This window comes from Parvibaculum sp. (genome assembly GCF_049671045.1).
Classification (GTDB): domain Bacteria; phylum Pseudomonadota; class Alphaproteobacteria; order Parvibaculales; family Parvibaculaceae; genus Parvibaculum.
This window is the reverse complement of record NZ_JBATUH010000119.1, coordinates 1-20566: the sequence shown is the minus strand read 5'-3', so window position 1 is coordinate 20566 and position 20566 is coordinate 1. Positions and strand designations below refer to the sequence as shown.

Annotated in this window: 22 protein-coding genes; 4 read left to right on the top strand and 18 right to left on the bottom strand. The window is 65.2% G+C overall.

The window, feature by feature from the left end; translation table 11 throughout:
- Window positions 1-61 precede the first annotated feature (61 nt).
- From WBG82_RS14330 to trmFO, 3 genes are read left to right on the top strand one after another with little or no spacing between them, the layout of a single operon-like run.
- On the top strand, window positions 62-1489 hold the full coding sequence (locus tag WBG82_RS14330) for an amidase (protein ID WP_424425341.1): 1428 nt from the start codon (window positions 62-64) through the stop codon (window positions 1487-1489).
- Between the two features lie 10 nt (window positions 1490-1499).
- The gene (locus WBG82_RS14325) at window positions 1500-2930 is read left to right on the top strand and encodes an amidase (RefSeq protein ID WP_424425339.1); all 1431 of its coding nucleotides are present in this window, start codon (window positions 1500-1502) and stop codon (window positions 2928-2930) included.
- 59 nt (window positions 2931-2989) lie between these two features.
- Window positions 2990-4399 carry a methylenetetrahydrofolate--tRNA-(uracil(54)-C(5))-methyltransferase (FADH(2)-oxidizing) TrmFO gene (trmFO, locus tag WBG82_RS14320; protein WP_424425338.1) on the top strand — a complete coding sequence of 470 codons (1410 nt, stop codon included), beginning with the start codon at window positions 2990-2992 and terminating at the stop codon, window positions 4397-4399.
- Between the two features lie 10 nt (window positions 4400-4409).
- Here the strand turns inward: trmFO and WBG82_RS14315 are convergent, their stop codons facing one another.
- The 6 genes from WBG82_RS14315 to yajC all read right to left on the bottom strand — a co-directional run bounded on the left by WBG82_RS14315 (window position 4410) and on the right by yajC (window position 9434).
- Window positions 4410-5270, bottom strand: coding sequence for a phytoene/squalene synthase family protein (locus WBG82_RS14315; RefSeq protein WP_424425336.1), 861 nt, complete (start codon window positions 5268-5270; stop codon window positions 4410-4412).
- Window positions 5271-5346: 76 nt separating this feature from the next.
- The gene (locus WBG82_RS14310; RefSeq protein WP_424425334.1) at window positions 5347-5949 is read right to left on the bottom strand and encodes a urate hydroxylase PuuD; all 603 of its coding nucleotides are present in this window, start codon (window positions 5947-5949) and stop codon (window positions 5347-5349) included.
- 142 nt (window positions 5950-6091) lie between these two features.
- Complete coding sequence (locus tag WBG82_RS14305; protein WP_424425332.1) at window positions 6092-6460, bottom strand: Mth938-like domain-containing protein; 369 nt, start codon at window positions 6458-6460, stop codon at window positions 6092-6094.
- Window positions 6461-6464: 4 nt separating this feature from the next.
- Complete coding sequence (gene secF, locus WBG82_RS14300) at window positions 6465-7427, bottom strand: protein translocase subunit SecF (protein WP_424425330.1); 963 nt, start codon at window positions 7425-7427, stop codon at window positions 6465-6467.
- A gap of 13 nt (window positions 7428-7440) precedes the next feature.
- Entirely contained in the window at window positions 7441-9051 is a 1611-nt protein-coding gene (secD, locus tag WBG82_RS14295; RefSeq protein ID WP_424425328.1) for a protein translocase subunit SecD, read from the bottom strand.
- Window positions 9052-9113: 62 nt separating this feature from the next.
- On the bottom strand, window positions 9114-9434 hold the full coding sequence (gene yajC, locus WBG82_RS14290) for a preprotein translocase subunit YajC (RefSeq protein ID WP_424425326.1): 321 nt from the start codon (window positions 9432-9434) through the stop codon (window positions 9114-9116).
- A gap of 202 nt (window positions 9435-9636) precedes the next feature.
- On the opposite strand from yajC, the gene WBG82_RS14285 reads away from it, so the two are divergent.
- Window positions 9637-10497 (top strand): ATP-binding protein, encoded by an 861-nt coding sequence (locus WBG82_RS14285; RefSeq protein WP_424425324.1) that lies wholly within the window; start codon window positions 9637-9639, stop codon window positions 10495-10497.
- Here the strand turns inward: WBG82_RS14285 and WBG82_RS14280 are convergent.
- The 12 genes from WBG82_RS14280 to WBG82_RS14225 form a co-directional block, all read right to left on the bottom strand.
- Window positions 10494-11405 (bottom strand): polysaccharide deacetylase, encoded by a 912-nt coding sequence (locus WBG82_RS14280; RefSeq protein ID WP_424425323.1) that lies wholly within the window; start codon window positions 11403-11405, stop codon window positions 10494-10496. The genes WBG82_RS14285 and WBG82_RS14280 overlap by 4 nt on opposite strands.
- A 58-nt stretch (window positions 11406-11463) precedes the next feature.
- Complete coding sequence (locus WBG82_RS14275; RefSeq protein ID WP_424425321.1) at window positions 11464-12441, bottom strand: peptidoglycan DD-metalloendopeptidase family protein; 978 nt, start codon at window positions 12439-12441, stop codon at window positions 11464-11466.
- A gap of 64 nt (window positions 12442-12505) precedes the next feature.
- Complete coding sequence (locus tag WBG82_RS14270) at window positions 12506-13156, bottom strand: protein-L-isoaspartate(D-aspartate) O-methyltransferase (RefSeq protein WP_424425319.1); 651 nt, start codon at window positions 13154-13156, stop codon at window positions 12506-12508.
- 36 nt (window positions 13157-13192) lie between these two features.
- Window positions 13193-13960 carry a 5'/3'-nucleotidase SurE gene (surE, locus tag WBG82_RS14265; RefSeq protein WP_424425351.1) on the bottom strand — a complete coding sequence of 256 codons (768 nt, stop codon included), beginning with the start codon at window positions 13958-13960 and terminating at the stop codon, window positions 13193-13195.
- A gap of 40 nt (window positions 13961-14000) precedes the next feature.
- A complete protein-coding gene (serS, locus tag WBG82_RS14260; RefSeq protein WP_424425317.1) occupies window positions 14001-15308 on the bottom strand; it encodes a serine--tRNA ligase in 1308 nt (435 codons plus the stop codon).
- 72 nt (window positions 15309-15380) lie between these two features.
- Window positions 15381-16196 carry a twin-arginine translocase subunit TatC gene (gene tatC, locus WBG82_RS14255; protein WP_424425315.1) on the bottom strand — a complete coding sequence of 272 codons (816 nt, stop codon included), beginning with the start codon at window positions 16194-16196 and terminating at the stop codon, window positions 15381-15383.
- Window positions 16193-16633: a Sec-independent protein translocase protein TatB gene (gene tatB / locus WBG82_RS14250; RefSeq protein WP_424425313.1), complete on the bottom strand. Its 441-nt coding sequence runs from the start codon at window positions 16631-16633 to the stop codon at window positions 16193-16195. Before tatB ends, tatC begins: the two co-directional genes overlap by 4 nt.
- Before the next feature lie 52 nt (window positions 16634-16685).
- Window positions 16686-16979, bottom strand: a complete 294-nt coding sequence (gene tatA / locus WBG82_RS14245) for a twin-arginine translocase TatA/TatE family subunit (protein ID WP_424425311.1) — start codon at window positions 16977-16979, stop codon at window positions 16686-16688.
- Window positions 16980-17126: 147 nt separating this feature from the next.
- Window positions 17127-17780: an SMC-Scp complex subunit ScpB gene (gene scpB, locus WBG82_RS14240; RefSeq protein WP_424425349.1), complete on the bottom strand. Its 654-nt coding sequence runs from the start codon at window positions 17778-17780 to the stop codon at window positions 17127-17129.
- A 368-nt stretch (window positions 17781-18148) separates the two neighbouring features.
- Window positions 18149-19090, bottom strand: coding sequence for a segregation and condensation protein A (locus WBG82_RS14235; RefSeq protein WP_424425309.1), 942 nt, complete (start codon window positions 19088-19090; stop codon window positions 18149-18151).
- Window positions 19091-19225: 135 nt separating this feature from the next.
- A complete protein-coding gene (nagZ, locus tag WBG82_RS14230) occupies window positions 19226-20239 on the bottom strand; it encodes a beta-N-acetylhexosaminidase (protein WP_424425307.1) in 1014 nt (337 codons plus the stop codon).
- A 10-nt stretch (window positions 20240-20249) separates the two neighbouring features.
- On the bottom strand, window positions 20250-20566 hold a 317-nt coding region (locus WBG82_RS14225), incomplete at its 5' end, for an SPOR domain-containing protein (RefSeq protein WP_424425305.1).

Below are 20566 nucleotides of genomic sequence, written 5' to 3'. Positions count from 1 at the left end.
GTCCTAAGCTTTCAGCCATGCGGGCCGCAAGGAGGCCGCGCACCGGCATGGAGGCTTCGGGGTGGGGATTTCGGAATATGCGTCCTTCGATGGATTGGGGCTCGCGGCGCTTGTGAAGTCGGGCGAGGTCTCGCCCGCCGAGCTGGCCGAGGAGGCGATCTCCCGCATCGAGAAACACAATCCGGCGCTCAACGCGGTCGTGACCCCGATGTATGAGCAGGGGCGCGCCGCCGCCCGGGCGCCCGCCGACGGTCCCTTTCAGGGCGTGCCTTTCCTTCTGAAGGACATCATGGGCGATTATGAGGGCGTGCCGACGCAATCGGGCTCGCGCTTCATGAGCGGCCTTCCCGCCCTGCGCGACAGCACGCTCACCGCACGCTTCAAGAAGGCGGGCGTCGTCATCCTCGGCAAGACCAACGTGCCCGAATTCGGCCTTCTGCCGACGACCGAGTCCGCCTTTTATGGCCCCGCGCGCAATCCGTGGAACACGGATTATTCGACCGGCGGCTCGAGCGGCGGCTCGGCGGCTGCGGTCGCGGCCGGTATCGTGCCGATCGCTCATGCCAATGATGGCGGCGGCTCCATCCGCATTCCTGCCGCCTGTTGCGGGCTTGTCGGCCTCAAGCCCACGCGCGGGCGCAACCCGCTCGGCCCCGATCTCGGCGACATGATGGGTGGCCTCATCCACGAGCATATCGTTTCGCGCACGGTGCGCGACACGGCCGCGATGCTCGATTGCACGCATGGGCACGAGACCGGCGATCCCTATTACGCGCCGCCCGTCGAGCGCCCCTTCCTCGACGAGATCGCGCGGAAGCCCGCGCGGCTCCGCATTGCCTACAGCGTCACCAATCTCGATGGCCGCAAGCTCGATCCCGAATGTGTGAAGGGCGTCGAGGCGACGGCGAAACTCTTGCGCGATCTCGGCCACGAGGTCGAGGAAGCCGCGCCGCAACTGCCGATGGAGATGCTGTCCGGCGCCTTCATGGGCCTCTGGGCCGCGGGCCTCGCGCTTCAGATCGACGCGCACGCCATGATGACCGGCCGCACGCCCAACGACAACGAGATGGAGGGCCTCACCTGGGGCCTTTATCGCGCTGGCAAGGAGATCACCGCCGTCCAGTACCAGATGGCGATCGCCCAGATACAGATCATGTCGCGCCAGGTCGCCCGCTTCATGGAAAGCTACGACGCCTGGCTCACGCCCACGCTCGGCGCGCCGCCCCTGAAGCTCGGAACCATCGACATTCACGAGCGCGATCCGCAAAAGGCATTCGCGCCGATCATCGACTATGTGCCCTTCACCGCGCTCGAGAACGCGACGGGGCAGCCCGCCATCTCGCTGCCGCTGCACTGGTCGGCGGACGGGCTGCCGGTCGGCATGATGTTCGCCGGCCGGTTCGGCGAGGAGGCGACGCTGCTCAGGCTCGCGGCGCAGTTGGAAGAAGCTCAGCCCTGGAAGGATCGGCACCCGAAAATCTGGAATTGAGGAGCAGGCGATGGGGATAGCGGAATACGCAAGCCATGACGGCCTCGGCCTCGCCGGCCTCGTCGCGAAAGGCGAGGTCACGGCGACGGAACTCGTCGACGAAGCGATCTCCCGCATCGAGAAGTTCAATCCCGCGCTGAACGCGATCGTCTACAAAGCCTATGACGAGGCGCGCGCCGCCTCGAAAGGCCCGCTGCCCAACGGCCCGTTCAAGGGCGTACCCTTCCTCATCAAGGATCTCGGCTCCGAGGTCGCCGGCTGGCCGCGCACCAGCGGCAGCCGCTTCGTCGCCGACACGGTCGATCATACGGACAGCGAGCTTGTGCGCCGCTTCCGGGCGAGCGGCGTCGTCCTTGTCGGCAAGACGAACACCCCGGAATACGGCATCACCGGCACGACCGAATCCGCGCTTCTCGGCCCCTGCCGCTCGCCCTGGAACACGAACCACATAGCCGGCGGCTCCTCGGGCGGCGCCGCATCGGCCGTCGCGGCGGGCATCGTTCCGCTCGCCCATGCGAGCGACGGGCTCGGTTCCATTCGCATTCCCGCCGCTTGCTGCGGCCTTGTCGGCCTCAAGGTCACGCGCGACCGCAATCCGAACGGACCTGGCGACTTCGACCGCGCCATCGGCTTCAGCGTCGATCATGTCGTAAGCCGCACGGTGCGCGACAGCGCCGCCATGCTCGACGCAACGGGCTATCCCGAGCCCGCATCGCCCTATGCGCCGCCGCCCAAGGCGCGGCCCTATATGGACGAAATCGCCCGGAGCCCTGGCAGGCTCAGGATCGCGTGGTCGAGCGAAACGCCGAGCGGCCGCGCCATCGACCCGGAAGTTCAGGCCGCGCTCGAACGCACGGTCGAATTGCTGAAGGGCCTCGGCCATGAGCTTGTCCCGCGCGGGCTCGGCATCGACTACCGCACGCTCTATCGCGCGCAGGGTTGCGTGTCGGCCGCCAATTTCGCCGCCGCCATGGGCCGCCGCATTGCCGAAAAGGGCCGCGAGCCCGAACCCCATGAACTCGAGCCGCTGACCTGGGCCGCGCTCAAATCCGGCCGCAAGCTCACCGGCGATCAGGTCATGTGGGGCTGGCAGACTCTGCGCCTCCTGAACCGTGAGATCCTCTCGACCTTCGAGGAGTTCGACATCTATCTCTCGCCGGTCATGGGAACGCCACCGCCCGAGATCGGCTATGTCGATCCGGTGAACCTCGAGCCGAAGGAAGTGAACAGGCGGCAGGGCATCGTGTTTCCTTTCACGCCGCCCTTCAATTTCACCGGCCAGCCCTCCATGTCGCTGCCGCTCTGGCAGAGCGCGGGCGGACTTCCCATCGGCATGATGTTCACCGGGCGTTATGCCGACGAGGCGACGCTTTTCCGACTTGCGGCGCAACTCGAAAAGGAATGTCCCTGGAAGGACCGGCGGCCCGCCCTCTGGGCCTGACAGGGATCACGTCCCGGCGGGGCTGACGGGGACCGGCCGTTCGTGCTATCCCCTCGGCCATGAAGGAAGCCCTGAAATCCGCCCCTCTGAAACCCGTCCATGTCATCGGCGCCGGCATGGCCGGCTCCGAAGCCGCCTGGCAGATCGCCCAGGCAGGCGTGCCCGTGGTGCTGCATGAAATGCGCCCTGTGGTCAAAACCGACGCGCATCAGACCGACGGCTTTGCCGAACTCGTATGCTCCAATTCCTTCCGCTCCGACGATGCCGAGCAGAACGCGGTTGGATTGCTGCATGAGGAAATGCGCCGCGCGGGCTCGCTCGTCATGGCCGCTGCCTCCGTCGCCAAGGTGCCGGCAGGTGGCGCGCTCGCCGTCGACCGCGACATATTTTCAGACCATGTGACGGCGGCTCTCACCGCCCACCCGCTCGTCAGCGTCGAGCGCGGCGAGGTCGCGGGCCTTCCGCCCGCCGAATGGGACAATGTGATCGTCGCGACCGGGCCGCTGACTTCCGCCGCGCTCAGCGAGGCCATCGCCTCCCTCACCGGCGCGGAGGAGCTCGCCTTCTTCGATGCCATCGCACCCATCATCTACCGCGAGACGATCGACATGTCGGTCTGCTGGTTCCAGTCGCGCTACGACAAGGCGGGCCCCGGCGGCACCGGCAAGGACTACATCAACTGCCCGCTCACGCGCGAGCAGTACGAGACATTCATTCGTATGCTGATCGAAGGAGAGAAGACCGACTTCAAGGAGTGGGAGCGCAACACGCCCTATTTCGAAGGCTGCCTGCCAATCGAGATCATGGCGGAGCGCGGGCCCGAAACGCTGCGCTACGGCCCCATGAAGCCGGTCGGCCTCACCAACCCTCACATGCCGGACGTCCGGCCCTATGCCGTCATCCAGCTTCGCCAGGACAATGCGCTGGGCACGCTCTACAACATGGTCGGCTTCCAGACCAAGCTGAAGCATGGCGAGCAGACGCGCATCTTCCGCACGATACCCGGGCTCGAGCGCGCCGAGTTCGCGCGGCTTGGCGGCCTGCACCGCAACACCTTCCTCAACAGCCCGAAGCTGCTCGACCGGCTGATGCGGCTGAAGAAGGAGCCGCGCCTGCGCTTCGCCGGACAGGTGACCGGTGTCGAAGGCTATGTCGAAAGCGCCGCCATGGGCCTTCTCGCGGGCCGCTTCGCGGCGGCGGAGCGCATGGGCCGCGAGCCCTCGGCGCCGCCGCGCACGACGGCACTCGGCGCCCTCCTCGCGCATATCACCGGCGATGCCGTGGCCGAGACCTTCCAGCCCATGAACGTGAATTTCGGCCTTTTCCCGCCGGTCGAAATCGGGCTCGATGAGAACGGCAAGCGCCCGCGCGGAAAAGCGAAAGGCCCGGCCCGCAAGCGTGCCTACACATCGCGCGCGCTTCGCGATCTCGCCGGCTGGCTCGCTCCGCAGGCTGAAGCGGCGGAATAGTCTCCGCGCCTCAGAAGCGGCCGAGCAGCTTTCTCGTCGTAAGCCTCGACTGGTGGATCAGCGCCGGAACTTCCGTCGAATGATGGAAAGCGTCGAAGTCCGCCGCTTCCATGATCGAGAGATAGCGGTCGCAAAGCGCCGCCGGCAGAAGCGCAGGCAGCAGCGCGCGATCGACAAGCGCCGCATGACGGCGCGCCTCGCCGAGATGCGCCCGCGCGCGCCCGGTGATTTCCTTCATGGCGGCGCGCAGGCCCTCCGACATTTCGCCCGCGAATATCCGGTGCGGATCTATCTCATGGGTCCGCATGAGATCGAGCGGCAGATAGAGCCGCCCCTGCGATGCATGGAGCGGCAAGGCCCGCATGAGGCCCGTCAAGGCATAGGCGACGCCCGCCGGGCGAATGGCCGCCAGCGCCTTCGCGGCGCGGGGGCCCGCGAGCGCGAAGCCCGCAAGCAGCATCAGCGTTGCCGAGGTCGCATCGGCATAGGCTTCGAGCGCGTTCATATCGACGAAGGGCTCATCGTCGAGATCGCGCTCGCGCGCGTCGATGAGCGCCACCAGCTTTTCGCCATGAAGCTCCGCCGCCGCGAAGGTCTCGCCGAGCGCGACTGCGGCCTCATGCCCCGCCGCCTCGCCCCGCGCAATCGCCTCGATGGCCTCACGCCACCATTGCAGCCTGATCTGCCCGAGCATCGGCTCGCTCACTGCCTCGCGCACGCGCGCGATCTCGGCATTGAAGGCATAGAGCGCGATGAGCCGCGCGCGCTTCGCCGCGGGCACGAAGATCAGCGTCAGAAAGCGGTCATGGTCGAGCCGGCGCACATTCTCCAGGCACGCATGAAGACTCTCGCTCGCAGAGATCGCGTTCATCGCAACCGCCTCAAATGAAAACGGGGCCGCGTGCGGCGGCCCCGTCCCCAAAACCGCGCCCGGCGCGGTCCATGTCTTAGTAGATGTTCTGCGCCGAAACCATGGCGAAAAGCATCGGAACCGAAAGCATCGTATTCACGCGCGAGAACAGCATGGCCGAGCGGCCTGCCTTGGGTTTCGCATCGGCCGGGGCATCGACGATGCCAAGCGCGATCTTCTGGTTCGGCCAGATGATGAACCACACGTTGAACCACATGATCGTGCCGAGCCACATGCCGATGCCGATGGCGATGTTCTTGTGAACCGAGAAGCCCTCGGCCGCCCCCAGCGTGTAGGCGTCAAGCAGATAGCCGTTCTGCCAGGCGAGAATGATGCCGAAGAAGATCGTCGACATGGCACCCCAGCGGAACCAGAAAAGCGCTGCCGGCGCAATGACTTTGCTCACTGCCGGCTTCTGATCGTCCGGGATGCTGGGCATGTTCGGTATCTGGACGAAGTTGAAATACCAGAGCAGGCCGATCCACATGACACCGCTGATCACATGGAGCCAGCGCACCAGGAACGCGCAGAAATTGTAGTCGAGCGTACCGCCCCAGTTCAGGAACATGAGGATCAGGATGATCGAGAGCACGAAGCCCGCGATCACCGTATTTCGCAGAGACGTCAGAATGGCCGCCATGGGTAATACCTCCAAGATTTCCCCGTATGCCCATTGCCGCGACCGCCACCCATCGAGCACCGGTAGCGACAATGAGTCGCGGCCCCTGCGCAAAGCTAGGAGTTTCAGTGGGAAATGCCAAGCGTTCCTGTGAATTCGTCCGTCAGGCCACGGCAATCAGCAAGGCGGCGACCCGGCGGTCCTCCGCTCGCAGAACGTTATAGGTCCGGCAGGCGGCACCCGTATCCATCTGATCCGGGGTGATTCGCAACGAGCGGAGGAAATCAGCGGATGCCGGAGGAAGGCGCCCGAAGCTCCGGCCGCAGCCGATCAGGAGAAAATCGATTTCCCCGGCGCATTCGGCGACCGATTGAAGCGAGCCCGGCGTGACCTCGCCAATCTCCGCCGCCGGCAAGGGATAGAGGCCGTGCGGCGTGACAATGATCGAGCCCTCGAAGCGTTGCTCGCCGAGGCGGAAACCGAAATCGCCGTACGCGTCGATCAGCGGCTGCCCTCCGAAGCGCGGACGCACCGCCTCAGGCCTTGTTCTGGGCGCTCGATTCGCTCTTGCTGCGCCCCAGACCGCCCGCGCCCCAGTCGCGCTTGATGCCGATCCAGATCAGCACCGGCGCCGCGACATAGATCGAGGAATAGGTGCCGACCACGATGCCGAAGATCATGGCGAAGGTGAAACTGCGAATGACTTCGCCGCCGAAGATGAAGAGGGCAAGCAGCGCGAGCAGCGTCGTCACCGAGGTCATGATCGTGCGAGAGAGCGTCTCGTTGATCGAAAGGTCGATCAGATCGCCGAGATCCATCTTCTTGTACTTGCGCAGATTCTCGCGGATGCGGTCGAAGACGACGACCGTGTCGTTCATCGAATAGCCGACGATGGTGAGAAGCGCGGCGATGGTGGTCAGGTTGAATTCGAGCTGGAAGAACGAGAAGACGGCGACCGTCGCCAGCACGTCGTGGAAAATCGAAAGCACCGCGCCGACGCCGAACTGCCACTCATAGCGGAACCAGATATAGGCGAACATCATCGCGATCGAGACGAGGACCGCGAGCACCGCCGAATGGATAAGCTCGCCCGAGACCTGCGGCCCGACGCTTTCGACGCGCCGGTATTCGACCGTCGACCCCAATGCTGCCTTGATCTTCCGCACCACCGTCTGCCCCGCCTCGTCGGTGGAGATGGTGGAATCATGCGCCGCCCCGACGCGGATCAGCACGTTGTTATCCTGGCCGAAGCGCTGAAGCTGCACGTCGCCAAGCTCGAGACTGCCGAGCTTCGACCTGAGGCCCGCAATGTCCGCCGGTCCATGAGTCTCGATTTCGATGACGGTGCCGCCCTCGAAATCGATGCCGAAATTGAGCCCGTGCGTGAAGAGCAGCACGAAGGCGAGCACCATGATGACGGTCGACATGCCGATCGCCAGGTGGCGATATTTGGTGAAAGGCAGCGACGTGTTGTCGGGAACGAGCTTCAGTCGTTTCATGGATCTCATTCCCTCACAGCACGAGCGTCTTCGGGCGGCGGCGGCGCACCCATGTCGAAACGATCAGGCGGTTTACCGTGAAGCCGGTGAAGACCGAGGTCACGACGCCGATGGCGAGTGTCACGGCGAAGCCGCGAACGGGGCCGGACCCAAGCTCGAACAGAACGGCGGCCGCAATGAAATGGGTGATATTGGCATCGAGAATGGTGGCGAGCGCCCGGTGATACCCCGCCTCGATCGAGGCGATCACCGATTTGCCCGTCCGCAACTCTTCGCGGATGCGCTCATAGACGAGCACGTTGGCGTCGACCGCGGTGCCGATGGTGAGCACGATGCCCGCGATGCCTGGCAGCGTCAGCGTTGCCTGCAGCAGCGACAGCGCGCCCATGATGAGCGCGATGTTCACGATGAGCGCGATATTGGCGAAGACGCCGAAGAGGCCATATGACGCGACCATGTAGATGATGACCGCGACCGAGCCGATGATGGAGGCGATGGCGCCCGCGCGCACCGAGTCGGCGCCGAGGCCCGGCCCGACGGTCCGCTCTTCGAGCACGTTGAGCGGCGCTGGCAGCGCGCCCGCGCGCAGCAGGATCGCAAGGTCGTTTGCCTGCTGCACGGTGAAATTGCCGCTGATCTGCCCCGAACCACCGAGAATGGGCTCGCGGATGACCGGCGCGCTGATGACCTTGTTGTCGAGCACGATGGCAAAGGGCTTGCCGACATTCTCGCGCGTGACTTCGCCGAAGAGGCGGGCGCCGGTCGAATCGAAGCGGAAGCTGACGATGGGCTCGTTCGTGCGCTGATCGAAGCCCGGCTGCGCGTCGATGAGGCTGTCGCCGCCCACCATGACGCGCCGCTGCACGAGCAGCGGCATGGACGGATTTTCCGTCATGTAGAGGACTTCCGAACCGGCCGGAACATTATGCGTCGCGAGCGCCTGCTGCGCCGTGGTCGAAACATCGACGAGGCGGAAATTGAGCTTCGCGGTCTGACCGAGCAGCGCTTTCAGGCGCTGCGGATCGTCAAGACCCGGCACCTGAACGAGGATGCGGTCGGAGCCCTGCTGCTGGATCACGGGTTCGGTCGTGCCAAGCTCGTCGATACGGCGCCGCACGATCTCCATCGACTGCTGAACCGCCGATTGGGCGCGCGCCATCTTGGCCGAATCCGTGACCGAAACGGTGATGAGGTTGCCCGACGTGCTGACCGAGAGGTCCCGCTCGGGCAGGCCGCCGGAGAGGAGGTTCGACGTCACCACCGACGAAAGATCGCGAACGGCCTTGGCCGCCTTGGCCATGTCTTCCGGCCGGGTGATGCGGACGGTGACGTTGTCGCCGCTGATGCCGAGGCCCGTATAGAGCACCTCGGCGCTGCGCAGCGCCCGGCGAACGTCGTTGATGAGCTGCTGCAGCCGGTCGCGATTGACCGTGGCCGTATCCACCTCAAGAAGCAGATAGGAACCGCCGCGTAGATCGAGACCAAGATTGATCTGCTTGTGAGGAACGATGGCCGGCAGGCCTTCAAGCGTCGACTTGGGCAGGAAGTTCGGCGCGGTATAGAGGAAGCCCGCAAGCGTCACCAGCAGGATGAGCGTGATCTTCCAGCGTTCAAATTGCAGCATGTCGACTCGTCCCCCGCTGCCCCGGTCTCAGATCCGGCCGGCGGCAGCCATACGCTTGTGGTTCACGAAGGCGTATTTGCGTTGGCGGGCACCGGCTCGGACTTTGAGCGGACCTCGGCCAGCGTGCTCTTCACGACGCGGATTTTGACGCCCTCGGCGATTTCGACCTGAACCTCGGTGTCGTCCACCTTCGAAACCTTGCCGATGATGCCGCCCGAGGTAACGACCATGTCGCCCCGGCGGACATTCGCCACCATGTTCTGGTGTTCCTTGACCCGCCGCTGCTGGGGCCGGAGAACGAGGAAATACATGATTGCGAAGAGTGCGATGAAGGGAAACAGCGAGATCAGAAAATCGCTGCTGCCGCCGGTCTGGCCAAACATTAAACGTCTCCAATGGCAGTATGGGCACCGGGCCCGCCTGCGGACCTGAGCGTGAATGCGCGCGAATATACCGGCAGGGTAAGCATTTGCAAACCGGCCTGGACGGCCTTTTTCGCGCTTAACCTTTGTCCCCGCGAGCATTTTCTGGGATGGTTCGCCCGTGCCGGGGTCCGCCCCTCGCCTGCCTGGAGTTACTGCCCCCATGCCACAGAACGGAACCGACTCAGAGCTTTTGCGCCGAATTGCCGAAGCCCTGGAGCGTCTCTCGCCCGCCCCCGCCCGCACCGCCCGGCTCGACGAGGCGGACGCCTTTACCTGGAATGCGGAAAAAGCGGCTCTGGAGCCGGTCGCCGAAGTGGCGCGGGTCGATCTCTCCCTTATCAAGGGCGTCGACCATGTCCGCGACCTCCTCCTCGACAATACGCGCCGCTTTGCGCAAGGGCTTCCCGCCAACAATGCGCTGCTCTGGGGGGCGCGCGGCATGGGCAAAAGCTCGCTCGTCAAGGCGGCTCACGCGGCCATAAACGCGGAGAAGCCGGGAAGCCTCGCCCTCATCGAGATCCACCGGGAGGACATCGAAAGCCTGCCGCGCCTCATGGCGCTGCTTCGCGCCGAGCCCCGCCGCGCCCTCATTTTCTGCGACGATCTCTCCTTCGACCATGACGACACGAGCTACAAGTCGCTCAAGGCGGTGCTCGAGGGCGGCATAGAGGGGCGCCCCCGCAACGTCATTTTCTACGCGACATCGAACCGCCGGCACCTCATGCCCCGCGACATGATGGAGAATGAGCGCTCCACGGCGATCAATCCTTCCGAGGCCGTGGAGGAGAAAGTCTCGCTTTCCGACCGTTTCGGCCTCTGGCTCGGCTTCCATAATTGCAGCCAGGCCGAGTTCCTCGCCATGGTCGAGGGCTATGCGAGCCATTACGGCCTGAAGGTCGATCGGGAAACGCTTCACGCCGAGGCCATCGAATGGTCCGCCACACGCGGCAGCCGCTCGGGCCGCGTCGCCTGGCAATTCATTCAGGATCTTGCCGGACGCCTTGGCCAAAGGCTCGACTAGCCGGCCAGGGCCTCGGTGAGCGGCAGCCAGCGCCGAGTCGCGTCGGCGAGATAGCGCCGCGCTTCGTGGATGCCGAAAGGCTCGTTGCCGTTCCCATGCACGAGCACGATGCTCCCGGGCTTTGGCTTTTGCAGCTTGGCGAGCCATGCATCCGCGCCGAGCGGCACGAGGCCGAGACGGCGAAGCGCGGCCATGAGGCGCGCATCGGACACGAGGCCCGGAAAGCGGAAGAAGACGGAAGGCGTCAGGCCCCGCGCGATGAGAAGCTGCTCGGTCCTCAGCACCTCCTGCTCGAAATCCGTATGCGGCAGAAGCAGGAAATTCTCGCGATCCGGCACGCCCCGCACATAGCGATGCGCATAGGAGTGGTTGACCCATGAGATGTCGAGCTGGCCCAGCCGCTGCCGCTCGATGAGCGAGGCGAATTCGGCCGCGTGATCGAGCGCCCAATATCCGCTGATCGAAATGGCGACCGGCATCGCCCGGCCGTCGCGCGCGGCCCGCGCCGCCAGCGCCGCGAAGAACCTCGCCTCGAAGGGCTTCGACGAGGGGCACATGTCGACGGTGAGAAAGAAGCCCTCGGCCGCAGCCCTTGCATGGGTGAGCCCCGCATTCTCGACCGGGTGGGGCGGCCCCGACAGCGCATCGAGCAAGGCTGCGTAGGATGCGGCCACGTCCGCGCTCCGCTCCCACGAAATCCATTCTTCCGGCCTGATCCTGGTTCGAAAATCCGGAATTTCGACCGTCAGCACATGCGGCTTGCCCGCAAGCAGGAACCGCCTGATGACGACGAGCGCGCGGCCATCTTCCGTGCGGGCTGGCGCGAAAACCGGGCGATAATCGCCAAGCCCCGCCTCCGCCGCGACAGCGGGCAGCGCGGCAAGCGGCAGCGCTGCCATCCACTTCAAGAGCCGCCGCCTTTCGGGCTGCCTCGGCGAACCGCAATCAGCGCACATGGCCCTGATCTTATCCGCTGATGACGCTTCGCGGATCGACGGCCTTCGCTCCCTTTCTGATTTCAAAATGCACCTGCGGCGAGGTCACGCTGCCCGTGCTGCCGGAAAGCGAAATCGTCTGCCCCTTCGTCACCGTGTCGCCGCGCTTCACCAGCAGCTTGCTGTTATGCGCATAGGCCGTCATCCAGCCATTGGCATGGCGCACGAGCAGAAGATTGCCATAGCCCTTGAGCTCGTTGCCTGCATAGGCGACGACGCCGCTCTGTGCGGCCCGCACGGGCGTTCCGGCCGGTACGGCGATGTTGACGCCATCATTGTGAAGGCCGTTTTCCTTCGCGCCGAAGGAGGAAATGATCTTGACCGTCGATGTCGGCCAGATGAATTCGCCGGAAGGCACGGGCGGCGCCGGCAGGGCCTGCTTCGGCTGCGTGGATATGGGCTGAGGGCTCGGCTGGGCGGCGCTGCCTGCCGGCTCCGGACGGCGCATCGGCACGACCGGGCTCGTGCTCTCCGTCTCGGCCGAGGCAACCTGCCTGTTCACCTGCGAGGGAAGCTGCAATCGCTCGCCCACCCTGATCTTGTAGGGCGGCGCGATGTGATTGGCGCTTGTCAGCGTCGCCATGTCGACGCCATAGCTGCGCGAGATGCTGTAAACCGTGTCGCCCCTCTGGACCACATGGTAACGCGCCGTGGGAATGACGAGCCGCTGCCCGGATTTCAGCGCATAAGGCGGTTCGAGATTGTTGGCGTCGATGAGAGAGCGGAGCGGAATGTTCTGCTCGCGCGAGACCTTGTAGAGCGTGTCGCCGGGCCGGACGATATAGGTTCCGCCTCTCCCCGGCGGCGAAAGGGGCGTCGTTTCGATCTGCCGGGCTTGCCCCGGACCGCCTTCCCACCAGGGCTTTTCGGATGCACAGGCCGCAAGCGTCAGCGCAAGCGTCAGACCGGCGATCAGCCGCGCCGCGTCTCTCCCCGCTCGATGCCGCATCCTCTGTCGCATGGACCTCGCTTGCCGCCCTCGCCCGGTGCCCGCCGAGAGCCCTCCCATCGGGTCAGGATTCCCGCGCCACGCCTTCGACCAGCGGAACGAATCGCACCGGCATGAGTTCCTCCCGCTGCACACCTTCCTCTGTCCGCTCGATCCGCACAAGGTTCTGCTCGCCCCGCCCGCCCGGCGCGCCGACAGGCACGATCATCAGCCCGCCCACCTTCAATTGCTCGACGAGCTTCAGCGGAACGGAGGGCGCCGCCGCCGTCACGATGATTCGGTCGAAGGGCGCCTGTTCCGTCCAGCCCTCCGCGCCGTCCCCGACCTTGGCGGTGATGTTGTGGAGGTGAAGTTCCTCGAAGCGCTTCACCGCATCCCTGAGCAGTGTGCGGTAGCGCTCGATCGTATAGACGCGCCGGCAGAGCCTGGAGAGCACCGCCGCCTGATAGCCCGAACCCGTGCCGACTTCGAGAACCTTCATCCGGTCGGTCACATGAAGCTGCTCGGTCATATAGGCGACGATGAAGGGCTGGCTGATCGTCTGCCCGCATTCGATCGGCAGCGCGTGGTCCTCATAGGCCTGCTTGCGGAAAGAGGCGTTGATGAAGCCCTCGCGCGGAATGCGCTCGATCGCGTTGAGCACGCGCTTGTCGCGGATGCCCTGCCGCCTCAGCGACATGATGAGTTCGATCTTCGCCTGATCGATCTCATCCATGGGTGCCTCATCGCTCATGCGCCACCCATCTGTCCCTCAGAGCTTTCCAAGCGCGGCGACGAGCGCGCTGCGCGTGCGCGCATGCGTCAGGTTCATGTGGAGCGGGCTCACCGAGATCATGCCGTTGTAAATGGCATGAAGGTCCGTTCCCTCGGACGGATTGCTCAGTATGCGTTCAAAACCGAGCCAGTAATAAGGATTGGCGCGCGCGTCGATGCGCTCCTCGACACGGACGAGCGACTGGTCGCGCTTTCCCTGCGCCGTAACCTGGATGCCCTTGACGGCCTGTGGCAGCACATCCGGGAAGTTGATGTTGATGAGGACGTCCTTCGGCCATCCCGCGGCGACGAGCTTGCGGATGATGTCCGGCGCGTGATGCTCGGCCGTCGACCACTTGACGGCGCGGTTCTCGCCGAAGCCGAAAGCCTGGCTAAGCGCGATCGAGGGAATGCCGAGCAGCGTGCCCTCCATCGCCGCCGCGATGGTGCCCGAATAGGTCACGTCGTCGGCGACGTTCTGGCCGCGATTGACGCCGGAGAGAATGAGGTCCGGCGCGCCGTCCTTCATGATGTGCCGCACAGCCATCAGCACGCTGTCGGAAGGCGTTCCCTTGACCGCAAATTTGCGCGGGCTCAGACGGCGGACGCGAATGGGATTGGAAAGCGAGAGCGAATGGGCTGAGCCGCTCTGTTCCTCTTCCGGCGAGGCGACCCACACATCGTTGGAAAGCTGCTGCGCGATCCGCGTCAGCACCTGAAGGCCCGGCGCGTTGATGCCGTCGTCATTGGTGACGAGAATGCGCATGCCCGGTTTCGCGCGCGAAGCTCTGGAACCCGCCTTGACCTTAGCCATTTGCAGCGATCACTTCCTGTCCGCCCATATAGGGCTTGAGCGCGGCTGGAATGGCAACGGAGCCATCCGCCTGCTGATAATTTTCGAGAATGGCGATGAGCGTGCGGCCGACCGCAAGCCCCGAGCCGTTGAGCGTGTTGACGAAGCGCGTGGTCTTGCTTCCAGAGGGCTTGTACCGGGCCTGCATGCGCCGCGCCTGAAAATCGCCACAGACGGAGCATGACGAGATTTCGCGGAAGGCGCCCTGCCCCGGCAGCCAGACCTCGATGTCATAGGTCTTGCGGGACGAAAAGCCCATGTCGCCGGTCGAGAGCGTCACGACGCGATAGTGAAGATCGAGCGCCTTCAGCACGCCCTCGGCGCAGGCGAGCATCCGCTCGTGCTCCTCATCCGCCTGTTCGGGCGTCGTGACCGAGACAAGCTCGACCTTGGAGAACTGGTGCATCCGGATCATGCCGCGCGTATCGCGGCCCGCCGATCCCGCTTCGGCGCGGAAGCAGGGCGTCCAGGCGGTCAGGCGGAGCGGCAGTTCCTCTTCCGACAGGATGCTCTCGCGCACGAGGTTGGTGAGCGAGACTTCGGCGGTCGGAATGAGCCAGTATTTGTCCTGCTCGGAAATGCTCTGTCCCTTATAGACCGCGAACTGATCGTCGGCGAATTTCGGCAGTTGCGCCGTGCCGAACATGGTCTGGTCCTTGACCAGCAAGGGCGGGTTCACTTCCGTATAGCCGAATTCGCGCGTATGGAGATCGAGCATGAAATTGGCGATCGCCCGCTCGAGCCGCGCGAGCAGGCCCTTGAGCACGACGAAGCGCGCGCCGGAAAGCTTTGCCGCTGTCTCGAAATCCATGAGGCCGAGCGCTTCGCCGAGATCGAAATGCTCCCTGGGCGCGAAATTCATCGCCCGCGGGCTGCCGTGCCGGCGATATTCCACATTGGCCGTTTCGTCGGGGCCGACCGGCACCGTCTCATAGGGAATGTTCGGGATCGCGGCGAGTTCGGTTTCAAGCTCGGCGGTGACGGCGCGCTCGTCTTCCTCGCCCGCCTGGATCTTCGCCTTCAGATGCGCGACCTCGTCCATGAGCTTCTGGGCAAGGGCCTCGTCCTTCTTCGCCTTGGCGGCGCCGATCTGCTTGGAGGCATCGTTGCGCGCCGCCTGCATCTCCTGCAAGGACGCGATGATCTTGCGGCGGCGCTCGTCGATGGCGATCAGCCTTGCCGCCTGCGGTTCGATTCCGCGCTTTGCGAGTCCCGCATCGAAGGCTTCGGGGTCGTCGCGGATGATCTTGATGTCGTGCATGGGAGTCCGGCGGATTGGGGATTGCGGCGGCTCCTGTATACGCGGAAGGCCCCGTACCGTCCAGACGAGGGCTCAGATGCCGCCCGGCGCCTCCGCGCCGCCAGCGCCATCGTCGGCTTCCGCCGTGGCCCGCCTCGCGCGCTCCACGAGAACGACCGCCCAGATGGACAGTTCGTAGAGGAAGACGATGGGAATGCCGAGGCTGATCTGGCTCAGGAGATCGGGCGGCGTGAGCACGGCCGCGACCGAAAACGCGATGACGATCGCATAGCGCCGGCCCTTGCGAAGCTGCTGCGAAGACAGAATTCCCACACGGGCAAGAAGCGTCAGGATCACCGGAAGCTGGAAGCAGATGCCGAAGGCGAAGATGAGCCCCATGATGAGGCTCAGATATTCGCTGACGCGCGGCAGAAGCTCGATCGTGGCCTGCCCCTCGCCGCCCGCCTGCTGCATCCCCAAGAAGAAATGAAGCGCCATTGGCATCACGGCGAAATAGACGAGCGCCGCGCCGATCAGGAACAGGATGGGGGTTGCGATCAGATAGGGCAGGAATGCCCTGCGCTCGTTCTTGTAGAGGCCCGGCGCGACGAACATGTAGATCTGCGCCGCGATGATCGGAAAGGCGATGAACAAGGCGCCGAACATGGCGAGCTTCATCTGCGTGATGAAAAACTCCTGCGGCGCCGTGTAGATGAGCTTGGCGGCCGAGCCCGTCCCCGCCGCGATCTCATAGGGACGCAGCAGGATGTTGAATATCTGCTTGGCGAAGGTGAAGCAGACGCCAAAGGCGATCACGATCGCGACGATCGACTTGATGAGGCGCGAACGAAGCTCGATCAGGTGATCGAGCAATGGCGCGCGAGAGGATTCGATATCATCGTCGCTCATCCGCGTCCCGCCTCGGTCTTGCTCTCGCCGGCCTCGATCTCCTCCGCCTCGCGGATGGCATCGGCTATGCCCGGCGCAATGTCGTCAGGAAGCCGCCCGGAAAGCCGCGGCTCGCCCGCGGGCTCCGCGCCCGCCTCTCCGGCCGCCGCCTGCGCGGACGGCTCGGCCCGGTCGAGATCGACTTCGACCGACTGGCGGATTTCGCCGAGCGGCGCCAGGGTCTGGCTGCGAAGATCGGCCACTTCCTTGCGCAGTTCCTCCAGTTCGCTTTCCCGCGCAAGATCCTCGAAGGATTGCTGGAACTCGCGGGCCATGGCGCGCATCCGGGCGACATACTGCCCCGCCACGCGCATAACGCGCGGCAAGTCCTTTGGGCCCACAAATACGATTGCAAGCACCGCGATGAGGAGGAGTTCGGACCAGCCGATATCGAACATGACGGTACCCGGATTACGTCAGGCGCGGCCCTTCGGGCGCGCCCCGAAGGCTTCAGCCGTTCGCCGTCTTGTCCTTGGCGGCCGAGCCGCTGTCCTGCGTGGCCACGCCTTCGATGACCTTCGGGTCGCTCTTGGCCGGGGCCTCGTCCTCTTCCTTCAGTCCCTTCTTGAAGGCGTTGATGCCCTTCGCCACATCGCCCATCAGGCTCGAAACCTTGCCCGTTCCGAAGAGCAGCACAACGAGGGCGACGACGAGAAGGATATGGGTCCAGCTCAGCATCTCATTCTCCCAATAGGGCCAGGCCCGCTGGCCGAACTCGAGCGCCGCGACTGCGGGCCGAAGCACAATTTATCACCGCTGGGGCGAATATGGGCGCTCCGATCGGCGTTTACGACCTCTCGCCAGCATTTATCCCGCCGGCCGCCCCTCCTACAATCACAATAAGTTGAGGGAAACGGGGCGGCGCTGAACGCGCCAATGGCGCCCGCGCGGTCACTCGGAGGTCGCCTCGTCCTCGCCCATATGCGCGAGGTGATCGTCGAGCGCCGCGCCATATTCCTCCGGCGCCTCGTCGTCGAACTCGCCATCGCCCTCGCCGCCGCTCTCGCTCGGCGTCGGCACCTCGAAGCCGGGCGGCAGCCTGCCATCGAGAAGCCCCGCCGCCTTGAGATCGTCGAGCCCCGGCAGATCGCCGATATTCTCGAGCCCGAAATGCAGGAGGAAGGCTTCCGTGGTGCCATAGGTGACGGGCCGCCCCGGCGTGCGCCTGCGGCCGCGCAGCCGCACCCAGCCCGTTTCCATCAGCACGTCGATCGTGCCCTTGGACACGGAGACGCCGCGAATTTCCTCGATCTCGGCGCGCGTGACCGGCTGGTGATAGGCGATGATCGCCAGCGTCTCCATGGCCGCGCGCGAGAGCTTCTTCTGCTCGACCGCCTCGCGCTCCATGAGGAAGGAGAGATCATCCGCCGTACGGAAAATCCATTTATTTGCGATTCGAACGAGGTTTACACCGCGTTTTTCATAAAATTTATGAAGATCCTCGATGACCGCGCCGACATCCGTGCCTGCAGGCAGGCGCGCCGCAAGACTGTCGATGTCGAGCGGCTCGGCGGCGGCGAAAAGCAGGGCCTCCGCCATGCGCATCAGCTCGGCGTGATCGGTCGCGTTGGCCGGAAACCGAACGACATTGGCGTTCCCGTCCGGCGTCGCGTCATCATCCGCCGATCCGGAATCGTCGTCGGAGTCGGAATCGGCGTCAGCGTCGCCTTCATCCTCGGCCTCAGGTTCAAGTTCATCCTCAACTTCAACCGGGGCTTCGGCTTCCGGCTCGGCTTCCTCTCCGTCAGCGCCGCCTTCATCCTCGGTGGCAAGGGGTTCGCCATCGCCAGGCGCGGAGACGGCATCCTCGCCCTCAGCCTCAGGGCGCGCATCATCGGGGGCCGCCTCGGCGGCTTCGCCCGCTTCGGTGGCTTCAATCGGCTCGGCTTCCGCCTCTGGCTGCGTTTCTTCGGTCATTCTTCTATCTGCTGGTCGTCAGTATCATCTGCCGGCATGGGGGCTGATCCCTCGCCGGGCCTCTTTCGGCGCACGAAGAGCGGCTGATAAGCCCCTGCCTGTGCAATCTCGATCTCACCATCCTTGGCGAGCACGAGCGCCGCGCTGAGCGTGCTTGCGAGCGCCGAGCGCCGGAGTTCGCCGGTCATGAAGTCGGCGGGCAGAAGCGCGTCGATCCGCCCCCAGTCGAACATCATGCCGAGCATATTCTCGAGCCGCTTGCGGGCGATTTCGATCGCAAGGATCGGCAGGCGCTTCGGCTCCCACCGCGTCTCGCGTCCTTTGAGCCTCTGTTCCGAATATGCCTTGAGAAGTTCAAAGAGAGAGCCCTGATACTCGCTTGTTTTTACAATGCGAATACCCTCCGGCATGCCTCGCTGGAAGACATGGATGCCGAGCCGCTGACGGGCGAAAAGCGCCTGTGACGCATTCCGCATGCTCTCAAGCCGTTGAAGCTGGAAGGCAAGCCGCGCCGCCATCTCCGCGCCGCTCGGCCCCTCTTCCTCCTCCGGCGGGGGCAGCAGCAGCCGCGACTTCAGATAGGCGAGCCATGACGCCATGACCAGATAGTCGGCCGCAAGATCGAGCTCCATCCGATGGGCGCGATTGATGAAATCGAGATACTGCTCGGCAAGCTGGAGGATCGAGATCCGGGTGAGATCGACCTTCTGGTTGCGCGCGAGGGTCAGCAGGACGTCGAGCGGACCCTCGAAGCCGTCGAGATCGACGATCAGCGATTCCTGATCCGCCTCGGCCTCGGGCGCGGCGATCGGACGGCCCTCCTCGAAGCTCTCGCCGGACACAGGCGCGCCTTCCGCCGATCCGCCTTCCGGATGCGCCACAAGCCCCGCGGCCGGTGCTCCGGCCTCCGCCTCATTGTGTGAGGGCGCCTCGTTCATGCCCGCCTATGTCGTTGATCTCAAACGGCCCCGCGTCAGTCTGCAAATAAGGACACGAGCGGATGTGCCCTTATACCCCGCAGCCTGCCGGCACGGTACCCTGCATTCGCAATTATCCCCAGCCACGAACGGGCCTCAGGCGAGAGGCCCCATGAGGGCCCGGAAGCGCGCCAGCGCGGCTTCCTCGTCGAAGGCTTCGGGCGCCTTGAGACGCGCCAGCGCCGCGTCGGCGCGCCGCGCCGCATCGCCGCCGAGCGCCGGCACCTCCTCGGCGATGGCCCGCATTTCGTCCATCCGGCCGTTACAGTGGAGAACGAGGTCGCAGCCCGCATCGAGGCTCGCCTTCGCCCTCTCGCCGAGCGAGCCCGCCAGCGCCTCCATCGAAAGATCGTCCGACATGAGGCAGCCGTCGAAGCCGATTTCACCGCGTATGGTGCCGCCGATCACCCGCGCCGAAGTGGTGGCGGGCCTGTCGGCATCGAGCGCGGAATAGACGACGTGCGCCGTCATGGCGAGCGGCAGGTCAGCCAGCTCCCTGAAGGGGGCGAAGTCCGTCCTCGCGAGCACGTCCGCGTCCGTATCGACGACGGGAAGGCTCAGATGGCTGTCCACGCCCGCGCGCCCATGCCCCGGAATATGCTTGATGACGGGCAGGACGCCCCCGGCGAGCAGCCCCTCGGCGGCGGCGCGGCCGAGTGCGATCACGGGCTCGGGCGTCGCGCCATAGGCACGGTCGCCGATAACATCATGCGCCCCCGCGACCGGTACATCGAGCACGGGCAGACAATCCACATTGATGCCGAGAGCGGCGAGTTCCGCCGCCATGAGCCGCGCGCCGAGCCAGGTTGCTTCGGCCCCGTCATCGCGCGAGCGGGCATAAAGCTCGCCATAATGCCGCCCCGGCGGATAAGCCCGCCAATGCGGCGGTCGCAAGCGGGCGACGCGCCCGCCCTCCTGATCGATCAGGACAGGAGCATCCTGCCCGGCGGCTTCGCGCAACTCTCCGACGAGGCGGCGCAACTGATCCGGCGCCTCGATGTTTCGCGCAAAGACGATGAAGCCCCAGGGCCGCGTCTCGCGAAAGAAGCGCCGCTCCTCGCCGGTGAGCGAGAGCCCCGCGCAGCCATAGATAACGGCGCCCTGTCCCATCAGGCCACCGTCAGCGCGGCTTGACGAGGCAGGCCTGCCCCTGAGCCTTCAGCGTTCGGCAAAGCTCGCCGGCCTTCGCCTTGTCCATGTAACCCGCGCGCAGGCGGTAATAGATGCCCTTGGCGCCGAGATCGGCCCGCTGAATATCGGCCTGAAGACCGGCCAGCGCGGAATGCTTCTTCTTCAGCTTCTCGAATTCGGCTCGCGCCGTCGGCTCATCGCGAAAGGCGGCAAGCTGCACGACATAGCTGCCCGCTGCCGTGGCCGTGGCGGCGGGTGCTGCCTGCGCCGTAGCGGCCGGAGCTTGCGCGGCGGGAGGTGCCGCAA

Bases quoted from the DNA above. Each gene is read 5' to 3' on its own strand.
- WBG82_RS14315 (WP_424425336.1), bottom strand. From the start codon at position 5,270: ATGAACGCGATCTCTGCGAGCGAGAGTCTTCATGCGTGCCTGGAGAAT.
- WBG82_RS14310 (WP_424425334.1), bottom strand. From the start codon at position 5,949: ATGGCGGCCATTCTGACGTCTCTGCGAAATACGGTGATCGCGGGCTTC.
- secF (WP_424425330.1), bottom strand. From the start codon at position 7,427: ATGAAACGACTGAAGCTCGTTCCCGACAACACGTCGCTGCCTTTCACC.
- tatB (WP_424425313.1), bottom strand. From the start codon at position 16,633: ATGTTCGATATCGGCTGGTCCGAACTCCTCCTCATCGCGGTGCTTGCA.
- serS (WP_424425317.1), bottom strand. From the start codon at position 15,308: ATGCACGACATCAAGATCATCCGCGACGACCCCGAAGCCTTCGATGCG.
- WBG82_RS14275 (WP_424425321.1), bottom strand. From the start codon at position 12,441: ATGCGGCATCGAGCGGGGAGAGACGCGGCGCGGCTGATCGCCGGTCTG.
- WBG82_RS14285 (WP_424425324.1), top strand. From the start codon at position 9,637: ATGCCACAGAACGGAACCGACTCAGAGCTTTTGCGCCGAATTGCCGAA.
- trmFO (WP_424425338.1), top strand. From the start codon at position 2,990: ATGAAGGAAGCCCTGAAATCCGCCCCTCTGAAACCCGTCCATGTCATC.
- surE (WP_424425351.1), bottom strand. From the start codon at position 13,960: ATGCGCATTCTCGTCACCAATGACGACGGCATCAACGCGCCGGGCCTT.
- WBG82_RS14270 (WP_424425319.1), bottom strand. From the start codon at position 13,156: ATGGATGAGATCGATCAGGCGAAGATCGAACTCATCATGTCGCTGAGG.
- tatC (WP_424425315.1), bottom strand. From the start codon at position 16,196: ATGAGCGACGATGATATCGAATCCTCTCGCGCGCCATTGCTCGATCAC.
- nagZ (WP_424425307.1), bottom strand. From the start codon at position 20,239: ATGGGACAGGGCGCCGTTATCTATGGCTGCGCGGGGCTCTCGCTCACC.
- secD (WP_424425328.1), bottom strand. From the start codon at position 9,051: ATGCTGCAATTTGAACGCTGGAAGATCACGCTCATCCTGCTGGTGACG.
- WBG82_RS14235 (WP_424425309.1), bottom strand. From the start codon at position 19,090: ATGAACGAGGCGCCCTCACACAATGAGGCGGAGGCCGGAGCACCGGCC.
- yajC (WP_424425326.1), bottom strand. From the start codon at position 9,434: ATGTTTGGCCAGACCGGCGGCAGCAGCGATTTTCTGATCTCGCTGTTT.
- WBG82_RS14325 (WP_424425339.1), top strand. From the start codon at position 1,500: ATGGGGATAGCGGAATACGCAAGCCATGACGGCCTCGGCCTCGCCGGC.
- scpB (WP_424425349.1), bottom strand. From the start codon at position 17,780: ATGCGCATGGCGGAGGCCCTGCTTTTCGCCGCCGCCGAGCCGCTCGAC.